This is a genomic window from Burkholderia pseudomultivorans, from assembly GCF_001718415.1.
GTDB lineage: Bacteria > Pseudomonadota > Gammaproteobacteria > Burkholderiales > Burkholderiaceae > Burkholderia > Burkholderia pseudomultivorans_A.
Genome location: NZ_CP013377.1, coordinates 1,408,377 through 1,427,497, shown reverse-complemented (window position 1 = coordinate 1,427,497; position 19,121 = coordinate 1,408,377). Strand labels below are relative to the sequence as shown.

16 protein-coding genes are annotated in these 19,121 nt (G+C 68.2%); 4 read left to right on the top strand and 12 right to left on the bottom strand.

The annotated features are described in order from the left end of the window. Window positions 1-8 precede the first annotated feature (8 nt). Together dmpG and WS57_RS06055 are read left to right on the top strand one after the other, a co-directional pair. Window positions 9-1,040 carry a 4-hydroxy-2-oxovalerate aldolase gene (dmpG, locus tag WS57_RS06060; protein ID WP_069243885.1) on the top strand — a complete coding sequence of 344 codons (1,032 nt, stop codon included), beginning with the start codon at window positions 9-11 and terminating at the stop codon, window positions 1,038-1,040. 205 nt (window positions 1,041-1,245) lie between these two features. Further along, on the top strand, window positions 1,246-2,637 hold the full coding sequence (locus WS57_RS06055; protein WP_069243884.1) for an MFS transporter: 1,392 nt from the start codon (window positions 1,246-1,248) through the stop codon (window positions 2,635-2,637). 36 nt (window positions 2,638-2,673) lie between these two features. Here the strand turns inward: WS57_RS06055 and WS57_RS06050 are convergent, their stop codons facing one another. Beyond that, on the bottom strand, window positions 2,674-2,916 hold the full coding sequence (locus tag WS57_RS06050) for a hypothetical protein (RefSeq protein WP_069243883.1): 243 nt from the start codon (window positions 2,914-2,916) through the stop codon (window positions 2,674-2,676). Next, complete coding sequence (locus WS57_RS06045; RefSeq protein WP_059517203.1) at window positions 2,913-4,160, bottom strand: alkaline phosphatase family protein; 1,248 nt, start codon at window positions 4,158-4,160, stop codon at window positions 2,913-2,915. Before WS57_RS06045 ends, WS57_RS06050 begins: the two co-directional genes overlap by 4 nt. Before the next feature lie 237 nt (window positions 4,161-4,397). Here WS57_RS06045 and WS57_RS06040 point away from each other — a divergent pair, with 237 nt between their 5' ends. Beyond that, entirely contained in the window at window positions 4,398-6,422 is a 2,025-nt protein-coding gene (locus WS57_RS06040; protein WP_069243882.1) for a hypothetical protein, read from the top strand. Window positions 6,423-6,574: 152 nt separating this feature from the next. Here the strand turns inward: WS57_RS06040 and WS57_RS06035 are convergent, their stop codons facing one another. Next, entirely contained in the window at window positions 6,575-7,474 is a 900-nt protein-coding gene (locus WS57_RS06035) for an AraC family transcriptional regulator (RefSeq protein ID WP_009688276.1), read from the bottom strand. A gap of 167 nt (window positions 7,475-7,641) precedes the next feature. On the opposite strand from WS57_RS06035, the gene WS57_RS06030 reads away from it, so the two are divergent. Beyond that, on the top strand, window positions 7,642-8,421 hold the full coding sequence (locus WS57_RS06030) for an SDR family NAD(P)-dependent oxidoreductase (protein ID WP_069243881.1): 780 nt from the start codon (window positions 7,642-7,644) through the stop codon (window positions 8,419-8,421). Window positions 8,422-8,474: 53 nt separating this feature from the next. Here the strand turns inward: WS57_RS06030 and WS57_RS06025 are convergent, their stop codons facing one another. The 9 genes from WS57_RS06025 to WS57_RS05985 form a co-directional block, all read right to left on the bottom strand. Then, complete coding sequence (locus WS57_RS06025; protein WP_040131716.1) at window positions 8,475-9,551, bottom strand: Rieske 2Fe-2S domain-containing protein; 1,077 nt, start codon at window positions 9,549-9,551, stop codon at window positions 8,475-8,477. Between the two features lie 70 nt (window positions 9,552-9,621). Continuing rightward, window positions 9,622-12,084, bottom strand: a complete 2,463-nt coding sequence (locus WS57_RS06020; protein WP_069243880.1) for an efflux RND transporter permease subunit — start codon at window positions 12,082-12,084, stop codon at window positions 9,622-9,624. A gap of 61 nt (window positions 12,085-12,145) precedes the next feature. Next, a complete protein-coding gene (locus WS57_RS06015) occupies window positions 12,146-13,105 on the bottom strand; it encodes a WD40/YVTN/BNR-like repeat-containing protein (RefSeq protein WP_069243879.1) in 960 nt (319 codons plus the stop codon). A gap of 160 nt (window positions 13,106-13,265) precedes the next feature. After that, the gene (locus tag WS57_RS06010; protein WP_069243878.1) at window positions 13,266-14,471 is read right to left on the bottom strand and encodes an acetyl-CoA C-acyltransferase; all 1,206 of its coding nucleotides are present in this window, start codon (window positions 14,469-14,471) and stop codon (window positions 13,266-13,268) included. A gap of 13 nt (window positions 14,472-14,484) precedes the next feature. Further along, window positions 14,485-14,970 carry a MaoC family dehydratase gene (locus tag WS57_RS06005; protein WP_040131712.1) on the bottom strand — a complete coding sequence of 162 codons (486 nt, stop codon included), beginning with the start codon at window positions 14,968-14,970 and terminating at the stop codon, window positions 14,485-14,487. Next, entirely contained in the window at window positions 14,970-15,770 is an 801-nt protein-coding gene (locus tag WS57_RS06000) for an SDR family oxidoreductase (RefSeq protein ID WP_069243877.1), read from the bottom strand. The genes WS57_RS06005 and WS57_RS06000 overlap by 1 nt, the downstream gene beginning before the upstream one ends. Then, window positions 15,767-16,960 carry an acyl-CoA dehydrogenase family protein gene (locus WS57_RS05995; RefSeq protein ID WP_009694843.1) on the bottom strand — a complete coding sequence of 398 codons (1,194 nt, stop codon included), beginning with the start codon at window positions 16,958-16,960 and terminating at the stop codon, window positions 15,767-15,769. Before WS57_RS05995 ends, WS57_RS06000 begins: the two co-directional genes overlap by 4 nt. Continuing rightward, window positions 16,957-18,213: an acyl-CoA dehydrogenase family protein gene (locus WS57_RS05990; protein ID WP_069243876.1), complete on the bottom strand. Its 1,257-nt coding sequence runs from the start codon at window positions 18,211-18,213 to the stop codon at window positions 16,957-16,959. The genes WS57_RS05995 and WS57_RS05990 overlap by 4 nt, the downstream gene beginning before the upstream one ends. 3 nt (window positions 18,214-18,216) lie before the next feature. After that, window positions 18,217-19,107, bottom strand: a complete 891-nt coding sequence (locus tag WS57_RS05985; RefSeq protein WP_059517219.1) for an SDR family oxidoreductase — start codon at window positions 19,105-19,107, stop codon at window positions 18,217-18,219. Between the last annotated feature and the right edge of the window lie 14 nt (window positions 19,108-19,121).

Sequence of the window (19,121 nt, the reverse complement as noted above, 5' to 3'; positions counted from 1 at the left end):
GTCACACGATGTCACTTGCAGGCAAGAAAATCACCGTCCACGACATGTCGCTGCGCGACGGGATGCACCCGAAGCGCCATCAGATCACGCTCGACCAGATGCGCGACATCGCGCGCGGGCTCGACGCGGCCGGCGTGCCGTTGATCGAGGTCACGCACGGCGACGGGCTCGGCGGCGCGTCGGTCAACTACGGCTTTCCCGCGCACACCGACGAGGCCTACCTGAGCGCCGTGATTCCGGAGCTGAAGCAGGCGAAGGTGTCGGCGCTGCTGCTGCCCGGCATCGGCACCGTCGAGCACCTGCGGATGGCGCACGAACTCGGCGTCGGCACGATCCGCGTCGCGACGCACTGCACCGAGGCCGACGTGTCGGAACAGCATATCGGCCTTGCACGCAAGCTCGGCCTCGATACGGTCGGGTTCCTGATGATGGCGCACATGTCGTCACCCGCGCAGCTCGTCGTGCAGGCGAAGCTGATGGAATCGTACGGCGCGAACTGCATCTACATCACCGATTCGGCCGGCCACATGCTGCCCGACGACGTGACCGCGCGCATCGGCCAGGTGCGCGCCGCGCTGAAGCCGGAGACCGAACTCGGCTTCCACGGCCATCACAATCTCGCGATGGGCGTCGCGAACTCGGTGGCGGCGGTCGCCGCCGGCGCGAACCGGATCGATGCGGCCGCCGCCGGCCTCGGCGCGGGCGCGGGCAACACGCCGATGGAAGTGTTCGTCGCCGTATGCGACCGGATGGGCATCGAGACCGGCGTCGACGTGTTCGCGATCTCGGACGTCGCCGAAGATCTCGTCGTGCCGATCATGGACGCGCCGATCCGCATCGACCGCGATGCGCTGACGCTCGGCTATGCGGGCGTCTACTCGTCGTTCCTGCTGTTTGCGAAGCGCGCGGAAGCCAAGTACGGGATTCCGGCGCGCGACATTCTCGTCGAGCTGGGCCGTCAGCGGCTCGTCGGCGGGCAGGAGGACATGATCGAGGATGCGGCGCTGACGATGTCGCGCGCGCGGGCGGTCGCGGCCTGACGCAATATCGGCAAGAAATCTGACAGCAACGGGAAACGGGGCGCAAGCCTCGTTTTTCGTTTCGGGCAGCGCGCATGCGGGTCGCGCCGGGCCCGGCGAGCCTGCGGGCATGCCGTTTGCGCGCCTGCTGCCCTCGCCTGCTGACACCACGCTGGCAGCAGGCCGCGTCTACGCTCGAACGATCGCCTGTCGAGGAATGCCGCCCATGACGCATGCCGGAGAACCCGCTGCCCCCGTACGCCGCCCCGCCAGACGGCGCGGCGTGACGCTGCTGACGCTGTGCCTCGCCGTGCTCGTCGCGCAGGTCGATACCGCCGTCGTCAATCTCGCGACGCGCGCGATCGGCGCGTATTTTCATGCGGGCGTCGGCGCGCTGCAATGGGTCGTCGACAGCTACAACCTGGCCTACGCGGTATTGCTGCTGAGCGGCGGGCTGCTCGCCGACCTTTACGGCCGCCGCCGCGTGTTCCTGGCCGGCACCGCCGTGTTTACCGTCGCCTCGCTGCTGTGCGCGCTCGCGCCGTCGGTGCCGGTGCTGATCGGCGCACGCGCGCTGGCCGGCGTCGGCGCGGCGCTGCTGCTGCCGGCGTCGCTGGCGATCGTGCGCGTCGTGTGGCGCGATCCGGTCGAGCGCGGCCGGGCGCTCGGCATCTGGGCCGCGTGCAACGGCGTCGCGATGGCGATCGGGCCGACCGTCGGCGGCGTGCTGATCCGGCACTTCGGATGGCGCAGCATTTTCTTCGTGGTCGTGCCGCTCAGCGTCGCGGCGATGCTGCTCGCGATGCCGGCCGTGCCGGAATCGTCCGATCCGCGCGGCCGTCATTTCGATGCCGGCGCGCAGGTCGCCGGCGCGCTTGCGCTCGGCACGCTCGCGTATGCGGCAATCGTGTTCCGCGACTCGACGCTCGCGAGCGCGATCGCGGGCTGTGTCGCCGTGGCGTCGTTCGCCGCCTTCGTCGCGATCGAGCGCCGCCACGGCGATGCCGCGCTCGTGCCGCTCGACCTGTTCGGCATCCGCGCGTTTCGCGGCGCGATCGCCGCGACCGCCGGCATGACCTTCGGCATGTACGGCGTGCTGTTCCTGTTGCCGCTGACGTGGCAAAGCATCGGCCGGCTCGACTCGACCGGCGCGGGCCTCGCGTTGCTGCCCATGGCGCTCGTGTTCGTCGTCGTGTCGCCGTGCTCGGGGCCTTTGTCGGAGCGCGTCGGCACGCGGACGACGACGGCCGGTGGCGTCGCGTTGATCGCGAGCGGGCTCGCGGTGATCGGCGCGTCGGCGGCCTCGCGCGGCCTGTTGGGCGCCGAGATCGGGCTCGCGCTGACCGGACTCGGGATGGGAATCGCGACGGGGCCGCTGATGACCGTCGCCGTCGGCGCGGTCGACAGTGCGCGCTCGGGCACCGCGAGTGCGCTCGTCAACGTCGCGCGGATGACCGGCGCGACGCTCGGGATCGCGGTGCTCGGCACGCTGTTCGCTGCCGCGCACGGCGGCGTCGCGGGCCTGCGCGCGGCGATGTTCGCCGGCGCGGCGGTTCAGCTGACCGGCGCGGCCGTGTCCGCCGCGACGGTGCGGCGCGTGCGCGCGTCCGGGTCGTAGCCGACGAAGGGCCTGCCGCCATCGGCCCGACAGCGCTCAGTGATGGTGCTTCGCACGCCGGCGTCGGCGATGTGCATCGCGCGCCTGCAGCAACGTCGGCATCAGTTCCTCGATGTACTGGCGCGCCTGCCCGCGCGTGACGATCTCGCTGAAGCGCCGATGAGCCGTATCGTGCCCGACCAGCGCGGCATGTGCCTTCTTCAGAATGTGCAGGAACGCGACCAGGCTCGTGCCGTCGCGCACGGGCAGCGCATCGCGCGGATCCGGGTTCGTAGTCATGTTCCGATCCTTTGCGGGCAGTCGGTGCGGCAGGTGGCGGTGACGAGCGGCAACAGGTCGTTCGCGGCGCGGTCGCGATCGGTCAGCGGCGCCAGGCCGAACAGCCGCTCCAGCGTCGCGGGCACCGACGCGTGGTCGTACGGCGTGTGATCGACCTGCCCGGCGGCGACCCACGGCGAAATCACGAGCGCCGGCACGCGCACGCCGTACACGTCGAATCCGAAGCCGCTTGCGTTCAGCGTCGCGGGCGCGCCGTCGTTCGGCGGCGGCGCCGCACCGGGCCGGACCGAATCGTAGAAGCCGCCGTGCTCGTCGTAGACGATCACGAACAGGCTGCTGTCCCACACCGGCGAATTGCGGATCGCGTTGTACACCGTTGCGGCGAGCCGGTCGCCGCCGGCGAGGCCGTCCATCGGATGATGCGAACTGCCGTTTTGATAGGTGCCGTGCACGATGTCGCCGTAGCCGGGCTCGATGAACGTGTAGCGCGCCGTGTAGCCGGCGGCGAGATCGGCCTCGAAATGCGCGAGATCGTCGATGTCGAAGAAGCTGACGCCCTTCAGCGACGCCACTTGCGGCACGTGGCCGAGCGGATCGCCCGACTGGTCCTGGTAGATGCGCCAGTTGTCGTCGCCGAGCGCGGCGAAGATCGATCCGTTCGGATAGTGAAAACCGTCGAACGACTCCCAGCCGGCCATTTCCTCGCGGGTGGGCGAATGGTCGAGCCCCGCCGACGACGCGCCGTGCAGGAAGAACCGGTTCGGCCAGGTCGGCCCCGGCATCGACGCATGCCAGCCGTCGCAAACGACAAAGGCGCTCGCGAGCGCATACAGTGACGGCGCCTGCGTGCGGAGATCCGCGCCCTGCATGATCTTGCCGACGTCGGCCGCCGGCGGCGGCGTGCCTTCCGAATGCGAGGTCGCGTAGTTCGACACGAAGCCGGAATTGTCGACGGGCGGATAAGGCTGGCCTTTGACGAATGGCACGCCCGCGCCGCAAAGCTGCTCGAGCACGTCGGTGAATTCGTGGCACGGATCGGTCGGCATCCGGTCGGGCGCGCCGCCGCCGAACGGATAGGTCGTGCCGTCGTGGACGTTGCCGTTCGCGGCCGACGCGGCCACGATGCCGGGCAGGCCCGACAGCGCGAACAGATGATCGAACGAGCGGTTCTCGAGCATCAGCACGAACACGTGCCGGATGCGGTCCTGGACGGACGGGACTGCGGGGGCTGCGTCTGCACTCATGGCGCCTCCTGGCGTCGCGCGACGAAGTGTGCCGCGGCCGGCCGGCGCACTGAAAGCGATGTAAGCTGCGCAGGCCGCGGATCGTCGACGAGTTTACTGGGGCGTGCGGGCCTGCGTAAAGTCACCTGTCGCTGTATTCCGCGCAATGGAACCCGGATCGCTCAGGCCGATCACAAACACACGCATGCCGACATCGCCGTTCCGGACTCGACCAATCAGAAAACATATTGGGCCAACATGAACGACAATTTGCGCAACCTGATCCCGGACGCGCTCAAGAACGTCAAGCTGTCGCGCGTCAGCCCGCCGCCGACACGCGACACGAAGCAACTTCCGTACGGAAGCCTCGACGCCGGTCAATTCGAACTTTTCTGCTGCGAATTATTGAGCAGGACCATCGATCGGGACGGGATGAGATTCAGGATCATCCGGATCGAACCGCTTGCCGGCGATGGGAAAAAACAATACGGCGCCGACATTTTCGTCGAAAGAGCCAATTCGGAGGAATCGTGGGTCGAGCTATTCGAGGTCAAGCGCGTTGAAAGATTCGACCGCTCCGTATTCAGGACGGCGGTCGACAGATTTGCGGACAACCGCGAAAAATGGGGTTACGACATTCGGAAATTCGTCGTGATTTCGTCGGAACGACTTGACGCCGACCTGATCATCGACATGAAGTCCCACATGGATCGGCATCCCGTCCCCGGCGTGGTGATCGATATCTGGTCGGCCACGAAGCTCGATCAAATGCTGAGCGGATGCGAGTCGCTGGTTTTCAAGTATTTTCATCCGGCCTGGACCGAGATCCTGTTTGGCGAGAAAGCGCGCGAGCACTACGAGAAATACGGTATCTACGAGTTCGACGAGTCCGCGAGTTGGGTGAATTACGACGGCCCGAGCGAGGTCGAGATCGGCGACGCCGTGACGATCCAGAACGATCACGTGAAAATTCACGGGTTCCTGCCCACGCTGAGGAGTGTCAGCGCCAGTTGTCTCGTGGAATTGCGGAACGGCCGCTTCAGTCATGTTCTGATGACCTTGAATCATCGTGACCTGGTCGGACGGTATTTCGTGAACCCCGGCGCACCGCTCGACAACGACCTGCGGGATTTTCTCCTGCCGTACTACGGCGAGCCGTCGATGTGGTTCTGCGACATCGGGAACTGCCGTCTCAAGATCAGCGAAGCGGAGGCGCGCGACCTGTGCAACGCATTCGACCGCTTTGCCGCACGCTACATGAAGCGCCTCCAGGCTCATGAGGCGAGCTGGCGAAGCGAGGAATTCTCCGTATACGAAGGAATCGGCTACTCGGTCCCGCTGATGACGGTCAAACGCGGATTGTGGCGCCTTCTCCTGGCATTTGCCGACGCGCACGACGTATTTGAAACAGATACCGAATGGAGCATGTTCGAATCCAGCGGCACCGCTTATCTGAAGGTGATGACCCGGCAACAAAGCGAACGGTTCGATCCCGGATTTCACGTATTCATTCGCCCCACGAAAGCCAACCCTCTTTACCAATCGTTTGACTATCCGGATACCGACGTCCTGCTCGCCTGGTGTCCGCCACAGGATCTCGGGCTCGATCAATTCGAAGGGAAAGTCGGCCCGCGCTATTACTGGGACGTCGCGACGACATACGAATGGATGGTCGACGAACTCATCCCGGCCGCGTTGAAGTGGGATCAATCGAGGCAGCATCAGCCGGTACGCTGGCAAATTTTCAAACCCAGACGATCCAAATCACGGAATCGCCCCGAAACCTTCGATATCGACAACTACATCCGATCCTGTCGACACGGAAAGATCGAGAACACCGGTGAAATCGACACCGTGGAAAAACTGCTCGCCGCGGCGCGCCGCCTGCAATCGTTCTTCAGTTCAAGGAGGAGGACTGTCTACGTTTCCAAAGAAAACTACAAGCTTGCCTTTTCGGCACTCGGAACCATCATGAAACATTCGTCATGTGATGACTTCGGCTACCTTCACGGCAATCTCGGTTATCTGAGAGACGTCCACGACATGCCGTCCCTGACACAGGCCGTGGTCGAACATGCCGCGACCTGGAACGACTATTGCGCGAATAATTTCAAGATGGACTGCCTGTTCCGTTGCTTCAACGCGGTACTCGATTCGGGGACATGCCGCCTCAACGCCGTCGAGATCCAGGACGTTGCGAAGCAACTGGATCGGCTCCTTCAACTGATGCGGCAGGTCAAGCTACTCGATCGCCAGCAGAAACGCCTCGCGGCTCCGCACTGAGCGGCGCTACCGCACGGCAGCATCGTAGAATCGTCCGCCGTGCCCGGTCACCTGCATGCGATGTAAGCTGCGCAGGCCGCGGATCGTCGACGAGTTTACTGGGGCGTGCGGGCCTGCGTAAAGCAGCAAGATGCCCGCATCCGCGCGCCCATTCAGCCCTCAGCCGGCACGCCTTTCAACGTGACGACATCGCGTCTTGGCGGCGCACCGAACATCCGCGCATATTCGCGACTGAATTGCGACGGGCTTTCATAACCGACACGGTACGCCGCCGTTTCGGCATTCGCCGCGCCCGTCACCATCAGGTGCCGCGCTTCGAGCAGCCGCAACTGCTTCTGGTACTGCAGCGGCGTCATCGACGTCAGCGCCTTGAACTGACGGTGAAACGCGGACGGGCTCATCTGTGCGACCGCGGCCAGCTCGTCGATTCGCACGGCTTCGGCGAACTGGTCGCGCAACGCATGGATCGCCGCGACGACCCGCTGCGCGTGGCCGTTCGCGAGCACGACGCGCGAGACCTCGCCGCCATGCGGGCCCGCAAGCAGCCAGTAGCAGATCTCGCGCATCACGAGCGGCGCGACGACCGGAATCGCCGCCGGCGTCTCCAGCAGCCGCATCAAGCGCAGCACGCAGTCGGCAAGCGGGCCGTCGAAGTCGGTCACGCACACGCCATGACCGATCGGCCCGGCCGCGCGCTGCGGCGGCGCGTCGAGACGCTCCAGCACGTCGCGCATCACGGCGAGGTCGAACTCGATGACGATGCCGAGAAACGGTTCGGTCTCGCTCGCCTTCACGACCCGGCTCGTCGCCGGCATCTCGACGCTGACGACCAGCGCGCGGCCGGGCCCGTAGTCGTAGCGCCGGCCGCCGAACGTCGTCCATTTCGCGCCCTGCGCGACGACGCACAGCGCGGGATTCATGATCAGCGGCGCGGGCAGTTTTTCGCGGCTGGAACGCAGCAGGATCACGCCGTCGATCGGCGTCGCGAACGGCCCGTCGCCGCCCTGTTCGCCCGTTGCGCGGGCGACACGCTCGATCAGTTCGTTCGACATCTGGCGGCTCTCCTGGTCCCGATTCCCGGATGGTACACGCGACCACGGCCGGCTCGCGATCAACGAGCAGGATCAGGCAAGAATGCGGCCGGTTCCGGCATTCAGCCGGCCGTGCGCCGGCCGTACGCTTGCGCCTGTTCGTTACCGACTACGTTCAGGAGCCTCTGATGACAGCAGCAACACTCGACCGTTCGACCCCGAAAATCGCGATCGTCACCGGCGGCAGCCGCGGGCTTGGCCGCAATACGGTCCTTCATCTCGCCGCGCGCGGCGTGCGCTCGATCTTCACCTATCGCGCGAATCGCGCCGAGGCCGAACAGGTGCTCGCGCATACCGCCGAAGCCGGCCAACCGGCGATTGCGTTGCAGCTCGATACGGGCGACATCGAAGCCTTCGGCCCGTTCGCGGAACAGGTCCGCGAAGCGCTCGGCGCATGGGGCGTCGACCGGTTCGACTTCCTCGTCAACAACGCAGGCACGTCGCATCACGTGCCGATCGCGGAAACGACCGAAGCCGATTTCGACGCGCTGTATCGCGTGCATTTCAAGGGCGTGTTCTTTCTGACGCAGACCCTGCTGCCGCTGATCCGCGACGGCGGACGCATCGTCAACGTCTCGTCCGGGCTCACGCGCATCGCCATGCCCGGCAGCGCGGCGTACGCGTCGATGAAGGGCGCGGTCGAGGTGCTGACGCGCTATCTGGCCAAGGAACTCGGCCCGCGCCGGATCGCGGCGAACGTCGTCGCGCCGGGCGCGATCGCGACCGACTTCAGCGGCGGCATGGTGCGCGACAACCCCGAGCTCAACCGGCGCGTCGCGGAATGGACGGCGCTCGGCCGCGCCGGCGAACCCGACGACATCGGACCGATGATCGCGTCGCTGCTGTCGGACGACAATCGCTGGGTCAATGCGCAGCGCATCGAGGTGTCGGGCGGCATGGCGATCTGATCCGGGCGCACGGCGCGGCGCCGGCCGCGCCATCGCGCGACCGGCGGCCCGCCCTAGCGCTCGAACACGTGATGCAGCGGCGGCGCTTCCGCGCCGTCCCGGATCCGCATCTCGAAGGTCTTGCGCGCGACGCTCGACGGCCGCACGTCGGCGACGTCCAGATAGAACTGTCCGTACCAGTCGCGCATCTGGTACAGCGGCCCGTCGCCTTCGCACAGCAGCGGATTGTCGATCCGCGTCTTGCTGTGCCAGATATCGACGTCCTCGTAGAACGCGCGCTGCGCTTCCTTCACATACGCGTTGGCGATCTCGAGGTTCTGCTCGTCGGACAGCCCCGGCACCTTCTTTACGATCACGCCGTAACGGAGCTCGAAGCTGTTCATGTCGATCGGCACATGACAGTTCAGCAGCACCGAATGAATCGGCTGGCCGCCGCTCTGGCCGGTCATCTGCGTGATGTGCACGGCCGGCCCGAAATAGGTCGACAGCGCGGTCAGGCTGTCGCCGCCGAGCTTCTCGCTGCGGCCCACCATCAGTTGCGTCGCCTTGTGATCCTCGAACAGGTTCGCGAAATAGTCGATCGGCGCGCGGTGCACGGTCGCGAAATGCGCGACGTCGGAGATGTTGTCGACCAGCTCGCGGCAATTGGCCTGGATCACCATCCTGTCGACGACCCAGTCCGACCATTCGTCGGAAAAACACACGTCGAGGCGCGGAATCGCGACCTCCGGCGGCGGTGCATGCCCTTCCGGATCGTTCCACACGAACAGCAGCTTGTTTTCCTCGCAGGTCGGCCATGCGCCGATGCGCGCTTTCGGCGGAATCCGCTTGCAGTACGGAATCGACGCGCATTGGCCGTCGCCGTTCCAGGCCCAGCCGTGGAACGGACACACGAGATGGTCGCCTTCGACTTTGCCGAGGCTCAGGTCCGCGCCCATGTGCGGACAGTACGCATCGACGACATGGATTTTTCCGGAAGAATCGGCGAATGCGGCCAGCTTGCGGCCGAACACGTTCAGCGTGTGCGGCTTGCCGTCCTGGTAGTCGCGGGCGAGCCCGAGGCAGTGCCAGCCGCGCGCATAGCGCTGCGCGAGCGGCTGGGCTTCGATCTTGTAAGGGCGTGCGGACATGCGGGTTGACTCCTCATTTTCAGCGCGCGCGGCGGCCCGCCGCGCGCTCGGGTGATCGGGACGCGCGGCTTCAGCGCACCGGATTGCCGGGTTCGAGCGCGCGCGCCGGCTTCAGCGACGGCGCGGCCGTCTGCGCCGTCTGCTGCGGCTGCGGCGCGCGCCGTTCGGCACGCTCGACGCCGAGCCACGCGGCCAGCGCGGGCAGCAGGAACACCGCGCCGAACAGGTTCACGAGGAACATGAACGCGAGCAGCACGCCCATGTCGACCTGGAACTTCAGCGCGGAGAACGCCCAGGTGCCGACGCCGATGAACATCGTGACGGCCGTGAACAGCGCCGCGGTGCCGCGCTGGCGCATCGCGTCGGCGAATGCGTCCGGCAGCGTCGCGCCGTGACGGATGTCGTGCTGCAGCCGCTCGTACAGGTAGATCCCGTAGTCGACGCCGACCCCGACGCCAAGCGTGATCACCGGCAGCGTCGCGACCTTCAGCCCGATGCCGAGCCGCGCCATCACCGCGTTGCAGAGGATCGACACGAGCGTCAGCGGCACGATGATGCACAGCACCGCGCGCCACGAGCGGAACGTGACCGCGCACAGCAGCGCGATCGCACCGAAGATCGACAGCAGCATCGCGACTTCCGCGTCGCCGACCGCCTCGTTGGTCGCGGCCATCACGCCGACGTTGCCGCCCGCGAGCCGGAACGCGACGTTCGGCGTCGGGTTCTCGGCCGCGAAGCGCTTGATCTCGTCGACGATGTGCGCGATGGTCGTGCCTTCATGGTTCTGCGTGTAGATCAGCACCTGGATCGCCTTGCAGTTCGCGGTGTTCATCCCGTTGTCCGGGTCGAACGCGTTGGCCCCCTGCGTGAGCCCGTCGCTCGACTGCGGCAGCGCGGCCCAGCGCGGATTGCCCTCGTTGAACGCGGCGATGAACACCTTGCCCTGCGACGACACGCTCGTCACCGACTGCACGCCCGACACGCCGCGCATGAACATCTCGAACTTCTCGATCGCGCCCATCACCGGGTAATGCAGGCACGCGTCGTCGAAGCCGCTCGTCTCGACGATCACCGACAGCACGTCCACGCCGATGTTGTACTGGTGCGTGATCGCCGCGTTGTCGATGTTGTAGCGCGAGTTCGCGCGCAGTTCGGGCGCGCCGGCGCCGATGTCGCCGATCTCCAGCTTGCGCGATTCGAGCGTGCCGTACGCGAGCAGCCCGATCGCGATCGCGAACACGCCAAGCGCCGGCGCCGGCCGCGCGAACGTCGCGAAGCCCGACCACAGCCGGCTGCCGCCCGCGGCCGCCGTGCGCTGAGCGCGGGCCAGCGTGCCGCGTTCGAGGCGCGTATACGACAGCAGGATCGGCAGGAACACCTTGTTCGTGACGATCATCAGCAGCACGCCGAGGCACGCAGTAATGCCGAGTTCGCGCACGATGTCGATCCTGATCCGCATGATCACCATGAAGCCGAGCGCGTTGGTCAGCAGCGCGACGGTGCCCGGCACGAACAGCTTGCGGAACGCGTCGCGCGCGGCATCGACCGACGACGCGCCGCGCACCAGCGCCTGCTTCCACGCATTGGTCATCTGCACCGCGTGAGATACGCCGATCGAGAAGATCAGGAACGGCACGAGGATCGACATCGGATCGATGCCGAGCCCGAGCAGCGGCAGCGCGCCGAGCAGCCACACGACCGGCAGCAGCGCGACCAGCAGCGCGAGCGCGGTGGTCTTCAGCGAACGCGTATAGATGAACAGCAGCGCGGCCGTGACGAGGAACGCCAGTGCGAAAAACGCCATCACGCCGGCGATGCCCGACTCGACGTCGCCGACCAGCTTCGCGAAGCCGATGATGTTCACGTCGATGCCCTGCTTCGCGTATCGCGCGCGAATCTCCTCGAGCTGGCGCGCGACCGCGCCGTAGTCGAGCCGCTTGCCGGTCGCGGGATCGGTCTCGCGCAGCTCCGCGCGGATCAGCGCCGACTTCAGGTCGTTGCCGACCAGCCGTCCGATCTGCCCGGAACGCGCGACGTTGCGGCGCACCTTGGCGAGATCGTCGGGATTCGCGCTGGAGAACTGGCCCGGCACGACCACGTCGCCGCGAAAGCCGGCCTCGGTCACCTCGGTGTAATGGACGTTCGGCGTAAACAGCGAGAACACGCGCGAGCGGTTCACGCCGGGGATGAAGAACACGTCGTCGGTCGCATGGCGCAGCGCGTCCATGAAGGCCTGGTTGTAGATGTCGCCGTCGCCTTTCCAGCGCAGGCTCACGAGGATCGTGTTCGCGCCGGGAAACGCACCCGCGTAGCGCTCGAGCACCTGCATGTACGGGTGCTGCATCGGGATCATCTTGTTGAAGCCCGGATCGAGCTTCAGGCGCGTCGCGGACAGGCCGAGCGCGAGCGTGACGGCGATGCAGAACACCATCAGCGGCCGGCGCCGGCGGATGATCGTGTCGGCGCAGCGCTCGACGAACGCGGCGAGGCGCGACGCGGGAACGGCTTCGGTGGGGCGTGACAGGTCGTTCATGGATTTCTCGGTCGATACGGACGGGCGAAGCGAAGCGAACGGAAACGGCTGCGGGCGCGCGTCAGGACGGCGACGCCGCGAGCGGCGCAATGCCGGCCTCGCCGCCGAGCAGCAGCGTGCCGTGCCCCATGTCGAGCACGGCCGCGAGGCTCTGCACGCCGCCGAGCTTGCGCACGTCGAAGCTCAGGCCGCCGTCGCGCGACGCGACGATCGCGCCGCCCTGGCCGACCAGCACGAGCTCGCCGTCGCTGAGCTGGGTCGCACCGAAATACGACACGGGCACGTGGCTGTCGACATGCGTCCAGGTCGTGCCGCGATCGGTGCTGCGCAGCACGTTGCCACGCATCCCGTACGCGACCCAGTCGCCGTTCGCGAGCATCAGCGCGCCGAACAGCGAGCCTTCGTACGGCGACGGCAGCTTGTCCCAGCTGACGCCGTTGTCGGTCGAGCGCAGCAGCGTGCCGCTTTCGCCGACGATCAGCAGCGTGCCGCGGCCGTCGCCGACGATCGCGTTCAGGTGACGGTCGCCGGCCGGCGTCCCGATCTTCTGCCAGGTGAGGCCTGCGTCGTCCGAGCGCAGCAGCTGGCCGAAGCTGCCGGCCGCGAACAGCGGGCCGCCGGCCGTGCCCCAGATCGACAGCAGCGGATCGGAATGCTCGCGATCGACATGCACCTCCCTCCAGTGCAGGCCCGCATCGTCGCTGCGCACGATCCGGCCGTCGTGACCGACCGCGATCCCGAGCGTCGGCGTGACGAAGCGCACCTGCGTGAGCGTCGATGCCTGCTCGGGCGTGACCGAGGCCGGCCGCCAGCGGCGTCCCGCGTCGTCGCTCAGCAGGATCACGCCGCGCTCGCCGACCGCGACGATGCGGCTTCCGGCCTTCGCTAGGCCGTTGATCTGCAGGCGGTCCGCGTGGATCGCGGTGACCGGGAACGCCGGCAGCGGGCGCGGCGAAAACGCGAACAGTGCGGCGCCGAGCACGAGCGCCGACATCGCGAGTCCGGGCAAAGTTCGTTTCATCGCTTGTCTCCTGTCGGCACGAGTTAGCGCTTTAGCGCTTACTCGTGCCCCATGCAAGGCTGTCGACCCGACCGGGCGCTTCAGCGCTTGTCCGGGTCCCATGCCAGTCTCCGGGCCGTCGGTCGTCGCCGCAGCCTCGAATCGTTCTGCACCGCTACCGCTACTCGCCTACTTCAAACAACGCAGCAGCGCCCATCCCGCCGCCGATGCACATCGTGACGACCGCATGCCGGACGCCGCGGCGCGCGCCTTCGAGCAGCGCGTGCATCGTCATGCGCGTGCCCGACATCCCGAACGGATGGCCGAGCGCGATCGCGCCGCCGTCGACGTTCAGCCGGTCGTCGGGAATGCCCAGGGTGTCGCGGCAATACAGCGCCTGGCACGCGAACGCCTCGTTCAGCTCCCACAGCCCGACGTCGGCCACCGTCATCCCGAAACGCGCCAACAGCTTCGGGATCGCGAACACGGGGCCGATGCCCATCTCGTCCGGCTCGCAGCCTGCGACCGCGAGCCCGCGAAACGCGCCGAGCGGCGTCAGCCCGCGACGCTTCGCCTCGGTGCGCGACATCACGACCACGGCCGCCGCGCCGTCCGACAGTTGCGACGCATTGCCGGCCGTCACGAACTCGCCCTGCTCGACGAAGCTGCCGCCGCTCCACGACGGCTTCAGCCCCGCCAGCCGCTCGGCGGTCGTATCCGCACGCACGCCTTCGTCGCGCGCGGCGCGCAGCTCCTCGTGACCGGTCGCGTTGCCTTCCTTGTCGAACAGCGCGCGCCGCACGTCGAGCGGCGCGATCTCCGCGTCGAAGCGGCCGGCTGCCTGGGCGTCGGCCGTGCGCCGATGGCTCTGCAGCGCGAATGCGTCCTGCGCCGCGCGCGAGATCCCGTAACGGCGCGACACGATCTCGGCCGTTTCCATCATCGCGATGTACGCGGCCGGCTGATGGTCGAGCACCGCCTGCGAACGCGCGCGGTACGCGTTCTTGTGCTTGTTCTGCGTCAGCGAGATCGACTCGACGCCGCCCGCCACGACGATCCGCGCATCGCCTGCGCCGACGCTGCGCGCGGCGCTCGCGATCGACATCAGCCCCGACGAGCACATCCGGTCGATCGCCATGCCCGGCACCGACGCCGGCAGGCCGGCCGCCGCGGCCGACAGGCGGCCGATGTTGTAGCCCTGCGTGCCCTGCTGCGCGGCGCAGCCGATCAGCACGTCGTCGACCTCGGCCGGCGCGACGCCCGCGCGTTCGAGCGCGGCGCGCACCACGTGGCCGCCGAGCGCGGGCGCCTCGGTGTCGTTGAACAGGCCGCGAAACGCCTTGCCGATCGGCGTGCGCGCGACGGAAACGATGACTGCGTCTTCCATATGTATGCAGACCCTAGAAGTAGTAACGGCTGATCGTGTCGGCGACGCAGCCGGGCTTGGCTTCACCTTCGATCTCGACGCTCACGCGAACCCACGCCTGCACGCCGCCGTCGAGCGGCTCGACGCGCAGCAGCGCGCCGACGCCGCGCACGCGCGCGCCGACCTTCACGGGCGCTGGGAAGCGGATCCGGTCGCAGCCGTAGTTGAGGCCGAGCCGCGCGCCGTCGATGCGCACGATCTGCGGCAGGAAATGGTTGACGAGCGCCAGCGTCAGGTAGCCGTGCGCGATGCACGCGCCGAACGGGCCGTCCTTTGCGCGAACCGGATCGACGTGCACCCACTGGTGGTCGCCGGTCGCATCGGCGAAGCCGTCGATGCGGAGCTGGTCGATCGCGAGCCACGCGCTCGCGCCGAGCGTTTCGCCGACGGCCGCGGCCAGTTCGCCGGGATGCGCGAACACGCGGGGCGTGGCCCGCACGGGGTCGAGTGTCGTCTCCATCATGCGTGCTGGCTGCTGACCGACAGCACTTCGCCAGTCATGTACGACGCGTAATCGCTGGCAAGAAACATCATCACGTTCGCGACCTCCCAGACTTCGGCGGCGCGCCCGAAGGCTTCGCGCGACGCCAGTTGATTCAGCAAGTCGGCCGGCGCCGACTTCTTCAGAAAATCGTGCATTGCGATGCTCGGCGCGACCGCGTTGATGCGCACGCCATACGGCGACGCCTCGAGCGCCGCGCAGCGCGTGAGCGCCATCACGCCCGCCTTCGCGGCCGCGTAGTGCGCCTGTTCCGCCTGCGCGCGCCAGCCGAGCACCGATGCGTTGTTGACGATCGCGCCGCGGCCGCGGGCCTGCATGTGCGGCAGCATCGCGCGCGTCATCCGGAACGTCCCGGTGAGGCTAATGTCGATCACCCGCGACCATTCGGCATCGTCCATTTCGACGATGCGTTTCGATCCGCCGAGCCCGGCGTTGTTGATCAGCACGTCGACGCCGTCGAGCCGGTCCTGCGCGTCGGCGACGAGCGCCTGCACCTCGTCCTCGACCGCGACGTTGCACAGCCGCCCGTAGATCCGCTGCAGGCCCGTTTCGGCGCGCAGCGTATCGACCGCCTGTTCGAGGCGTTTCTCGTGGATGTCGGAGATGAACAGCGCACGGCAGCCTTCCTCGACGCTGCGGCGCGCGGCCGCGAAGCCGATGCCGGCGCCGGCGGCAGCCGTGATCAGCACCGACTTGCCGGCGAGCAGCTGATGGCCCGGCACATAGGCGGGCGCTTTGTGGATCTGGGGTTCGGTCATGCGTTGCCTCGCGGTTCCCTGGGCATGCCGAGCCCGCGCTCGGCCATGATGTTGAGCTGGATTTCGTTGGTGCCGGCGTAGATCGTGTCCGCACGGGAGAACAGGAATACGCGCTGCAGATGGGTGAGCTTCTCGTCGGCCGGATCGATCACGTTCGCGCGCGGCCCGAGCACGTCCATCGCGAGCTGGCCGAGGTCGCGGTGCCAGTTCGACCAGTAGTACTTGTAGATCAGCGCCTCGCGGCGCAGCGGCGCGCCGGCCGCGTCGTCGGCGCCGGACAGCATCCGCAGCGCGTTGTAGCGCATCACGCGCAGCCCGGCCCAGGCCCGGCCGATCCGCTGGCGCAGCACCGGGTCGCGGTCCGCGCCCGATTCGCGCGCGACGTCGATCACCCATTCGAGTTCGCGCACGAACTGCATCTGCTGGCCGAGCGTCGACATGCCGCGCTCGAAACCGAGCAGCGTCATCGCGATCCGCCAGCCGTCGCCCGGCGCGCCGACGAGGTCGCGCGCGTCCGCGCGCGCACCGTCGAAGAACACTTCGTTGAATTCGGCGCCGCCGTTGAGCTGCCGGATCGGCCGGATCTCGACGCCCGGCTGGGCGAGCGGCATCAGCAGGAACGACAGCCCCTTGTTGCCGCTCGACGTCGGGTCGGTGCGCGCCAGCACGAAGATCCAGTCGGAGTCGTGCGCGAGCGACGTCCATACCTTCTGGCCGTACACGCGCCACGTGCCGTCCGCGCCCTGCTCGGCGCGCGTGCGCACATTGGCGAGATCGGAGCCGGCGCCCGGCTCCGAATAGCCCTGGCACCAGAACTGCGTGCCGGCGAGGATGCCGGGCAGGAAGCGCGCGCGCTGGTCGTCGGTGCCGCAGGCGACGAGCGTCGGCCCGAGCAGCCCTTCGCCGATGTGGCCCATCCGCCCCGGCCCGCCGGCGCGCGCGTATTCCTCGTGGAAGATCACCTGCTCGGCGACCGTCAAGCCGCGTCCGCCCGCTTCGACCGGCCAGCCGAGGCCGGTCCAGCCGCCCTGCGCCATCTCCCGCTCCCACGCCTTGCGCAGTTCGGGCCACGCTTCCTCGTCGCCGGGGCCGCCGCGGTATTTCAGGCACGCGAATTCGCCGCTCAGGTGCGAGCGCACCCAGTCCGCGACTTCGTGCCGCAATTGCTGCTCGCGCGTTGCGCTGTTCATTGAAGTGCTCCTGCGCGCGCGGCGGACGGGCGCGCTGCCGTCGCGGGAATCGCTGCCGCAACCGGCAATGCGTCCGCGTCGCGCGCCGATGCGCCGCCGTCGATCGCGTAATGCGCGATCCATTCGAGCAGTCGCGGCGTGCTGCCGAACTGCGCGCCCGACGCCTGCGCACGCTTGAAATAGAGATGCGGGTCGTATTCCCACGTGAAGCCGACGCCGCCGTGCAGCTGGATCGCTTCCTGCGCACAGAACGCATACGCGTCGTTCGCGGCGGCCTTCGCGGCCGCAATGTCGGCGCGCAACGCGGCGCCCGGCATCGCGCCGCCGCGCTCCGCGTCCCACGCATGCGCGGCGCCGAGCACGGCCGAGCGCGCCGATTCGATCAGCACCATCATCTGCGCGCAGCGATGCTTGACGGCCTGGAACGATGCGATCGCGCGGCCGAACTGCACGCGCTGGCCCGTATAGTCGAGCGTCAGGTCGAGGCATTGCTGCGCGCCGCCGAGCTGCTCGGCGGCCAGCGCGAGCGCCGCGAACCAGGCGGCACGATCGAGCACGCGGGCCGCGTCGCCGCTCGCGAGCAATGCGTCGCGGCCCACGCGCGTCTCGTCGAGCACGATGCGCGCGATCGGTCGCGTCGCGTCGAGCGTGTCGAGCGGCGTGACGGTCAGCCCCGGCGCCGTCGCGGCGTCGAGCGCGAACAGGCCGATCGACTGCCCTTCGTTCGCGATCCGCGCCGGCACCAGCAGCAGGTCGGCGCGGGCGCCGTCGATCACCTGCGGCATCGCGCCGCACAGCGCATAGCCGCCGGCCGTTTCGTCGGCGACGATCGACAGCGGCCATTCGGCGGGCGCGGCGTCGAACCGCAGGTCGAGCGGCAGCGCGAGCGTCGCGCTGCACGCGCCGGCGGCGATCTTCGCGAGCCAGCCGTGCGCCGCCGGTGTCGTGCAGCCCGCCAGCGCGGTCGCCGCGACGCATGCGGTCGAAAAATACGGCACGCACGCAATGCGCCGGCCGAGCTGTTCCATCAGCACGACCTGCTCGACCGCGCCGAGCCCCATCCCGCCCGCCGTCTCCGGCAGCGCGAGCGCGTTCCAGCCGAGTTCGCCGGACAGCGCGGCCCACAGCGCGTCGTCGCGGCCGGCCGACTGCCCGATCGCGCGGCGCACGTCGGCGGACGCGCTGCGTTCGGCGAGCACGTCCGCCGCCGCATCGCGGATCATCGCCTGTTCGTCGGTGAGCGCCAGATCCATCCGTCAGCTCCCGTACACGCGCTGCGCGGGACGCGCCTCGCCCAGCAGGCGCGCGACCGCCGGGCCGATCTCGGCAGGCGCCCAGCGCGCGCCGCGATCGACGCTCGGGCCGGTGCGCCAGCCTTCCGCGACCGCGATCATGCCGCCCGCGACCTCGAACACCTGGCCCGTCACATCCGCCGACAACGGGCTGCCGAGCCAGACGACCAGCGGCGCGACATTGGCCGGATCGAAATAGTCGAAGCCGCCGTCCTCGGGCTTCTTCATCATGTCGGCGAACACGCCCTCGGTCATCGACGTGCGTGCGGCCGGCGCGAGCGCATTCACGCGCACGCCGTAGCGCTGCAGCTCGACCGCCTGCATCAGCGTCAGCGCCGCGATGCCGGCCTTCGCCGCGCCGTAGTTCGACTGGCCGATCGAGCCTTGCAGGCCTGCGCCCGAGCTCGTGTTGACGATCCGCGCATCGACCGGCGCGCCGGCCTTCGCGGCGTCGCGCCACGCGCGCGCCAGCACGTTCGACAGGCAGAAGTGACCGCGCAGATGCACGCGCATCACGTCGTCCCAGTCCGCTTCGGTCATGCTGGCGAACATCCTGTCGCGGCAGATGCCCGCGTTGTTGACGAGCACGTGCACGTCGCCGAACGCTTCGCGCGCGGCGTCGACGATCCGCTGCGCGGTGTCGATACGCGTGATGTCGTCGGCATTGGCGAGCGCGCGAGCGCCGCCGCTTCCACTTCTTTCGGCGATCTCGTCGCAGACGGCCTGTGCCGCGTCGTGCCGGATGTCGTTGACGACCACCGCGGCGCCTTCGGCCGCGAACGCGAGCGCGTATTCGCGCCCGAGCCCGCCGCCCGCGCCGGTGATGATGACGGTGCGTCCGTTGCAGATTCCCATGCTGATGCCTCGTG

Bases quoted from the DNA above. Each gene is read 5' to 3' on its own strand.
- WS57_RS06055 (WP_069243884.1), top strand. From the start codon at position 1,246: ATGACGCATGCCGGAGAACCCGCTGCCCCCGTACGCCGCCCCGCCAGA.
- dmpG (WP_069243885.1), top strand. From the start codon at position 9: ATGTCACTTGCAGGCAAGAAAATCACCGTCCACGACATGTCGCTGCGC.
- WS57_RS05985 (WP_059517219.1), bottom strand. From the start codon at position 19,107: ATGGGAATCTGCAACGGACGCACCGTCATCATCACCGGCGCGGGCGGC.
- WS57_RS06015 (WP_069243879.1), bottom strand. From the start codon at position 13,105: ATGAAACGAACTTTGCCCGGACTCGCGATGTCGGCGCTCGTGCTCGGC.
- WS57_RS06020 (WP_069243880.1), bottom strand. From the start codon at position 12,084: ATGAACGACCTGTCACGCCCCACCGAAGCCGTTCCCGCGTCGCGCCTC.
- WS57_RS06035 (WP_009688276.1), bottom strand. From the start codon at position 7,474: ATGTCGAACGAACTGATCGAGCGTGTCGCCCGCGCAACGGGCGAACAG.
- WS57_RS06045 (WP_059517203.1), bottom strand. From the start codon at position 4,160: ATGAGTGCAGACGCAGCCCCCGCAGTCCCGTCCGTCCAGGACCGCATC.
- WS57_RS06040 (WP_069243882.1), top strand. From the start codon at position 4,398: ATGAACGACAATTTGCGCAACCTGATCCCGGACGCGCTCAAGAACGTC.
- WS57_RS06025 (WP_040131716.1), bottom strand. From the start codon at position 9,551: ATGTCCGCACGCCCTTACAAGATCGAAGCCCAGCCGCTCGCGCAGCGC.
- WS57_RS05995 (WP_009694843.1), bottom strand. From the start codon at position 16,960: ATGAACAGCGCAACGCGCGAGCAGCAATTGCGGCACGAAGTCGCGGAC.
- WS57_RS06005 (WP_040131712.1), bottom strand. From the start codon at position 14,970: ATGGAGACGACACTCGACCCCGTGCGGGCCACGCCCCGCGTGTTCGCG.
- WS57_RS05990 (WP_069243876.1), bottom strand. From the start codon at position 18,213: ATGGATCTGGCGCTCACCGACGAACAGGCGATGATCCGCGATGCGGCG.
- WS57_RS06050 (WP_069243883.1), bottom strand. From the start codon at position 2,916: ATGACTACGAACCCGGATCCGCGCGATGCGCTGCCCGTGCGCGACGGC.
- WS57_RS06030 (WP_069243881.1), top strand. From the start codon at position 7,642: ATGACAGCAGCAACACTCGACCGTTCGACCCCGAAAATCGCGATCGTC.
- WS57_RS06000 (WP_069243877.1), bottom strand. From the start codon at position 15,770: ATGACCGAACCCCAGATCCACAAAGCGCCCGCCTATGTGCCGGGCCAT.
- WS57_RS06010 (WP_069243878.1), bottom strand. From the start codon at position 14,471: ATGGAAGACGCAGTCATCGTTTCCGTCGCGCGCACGCCGATCGGCAAG.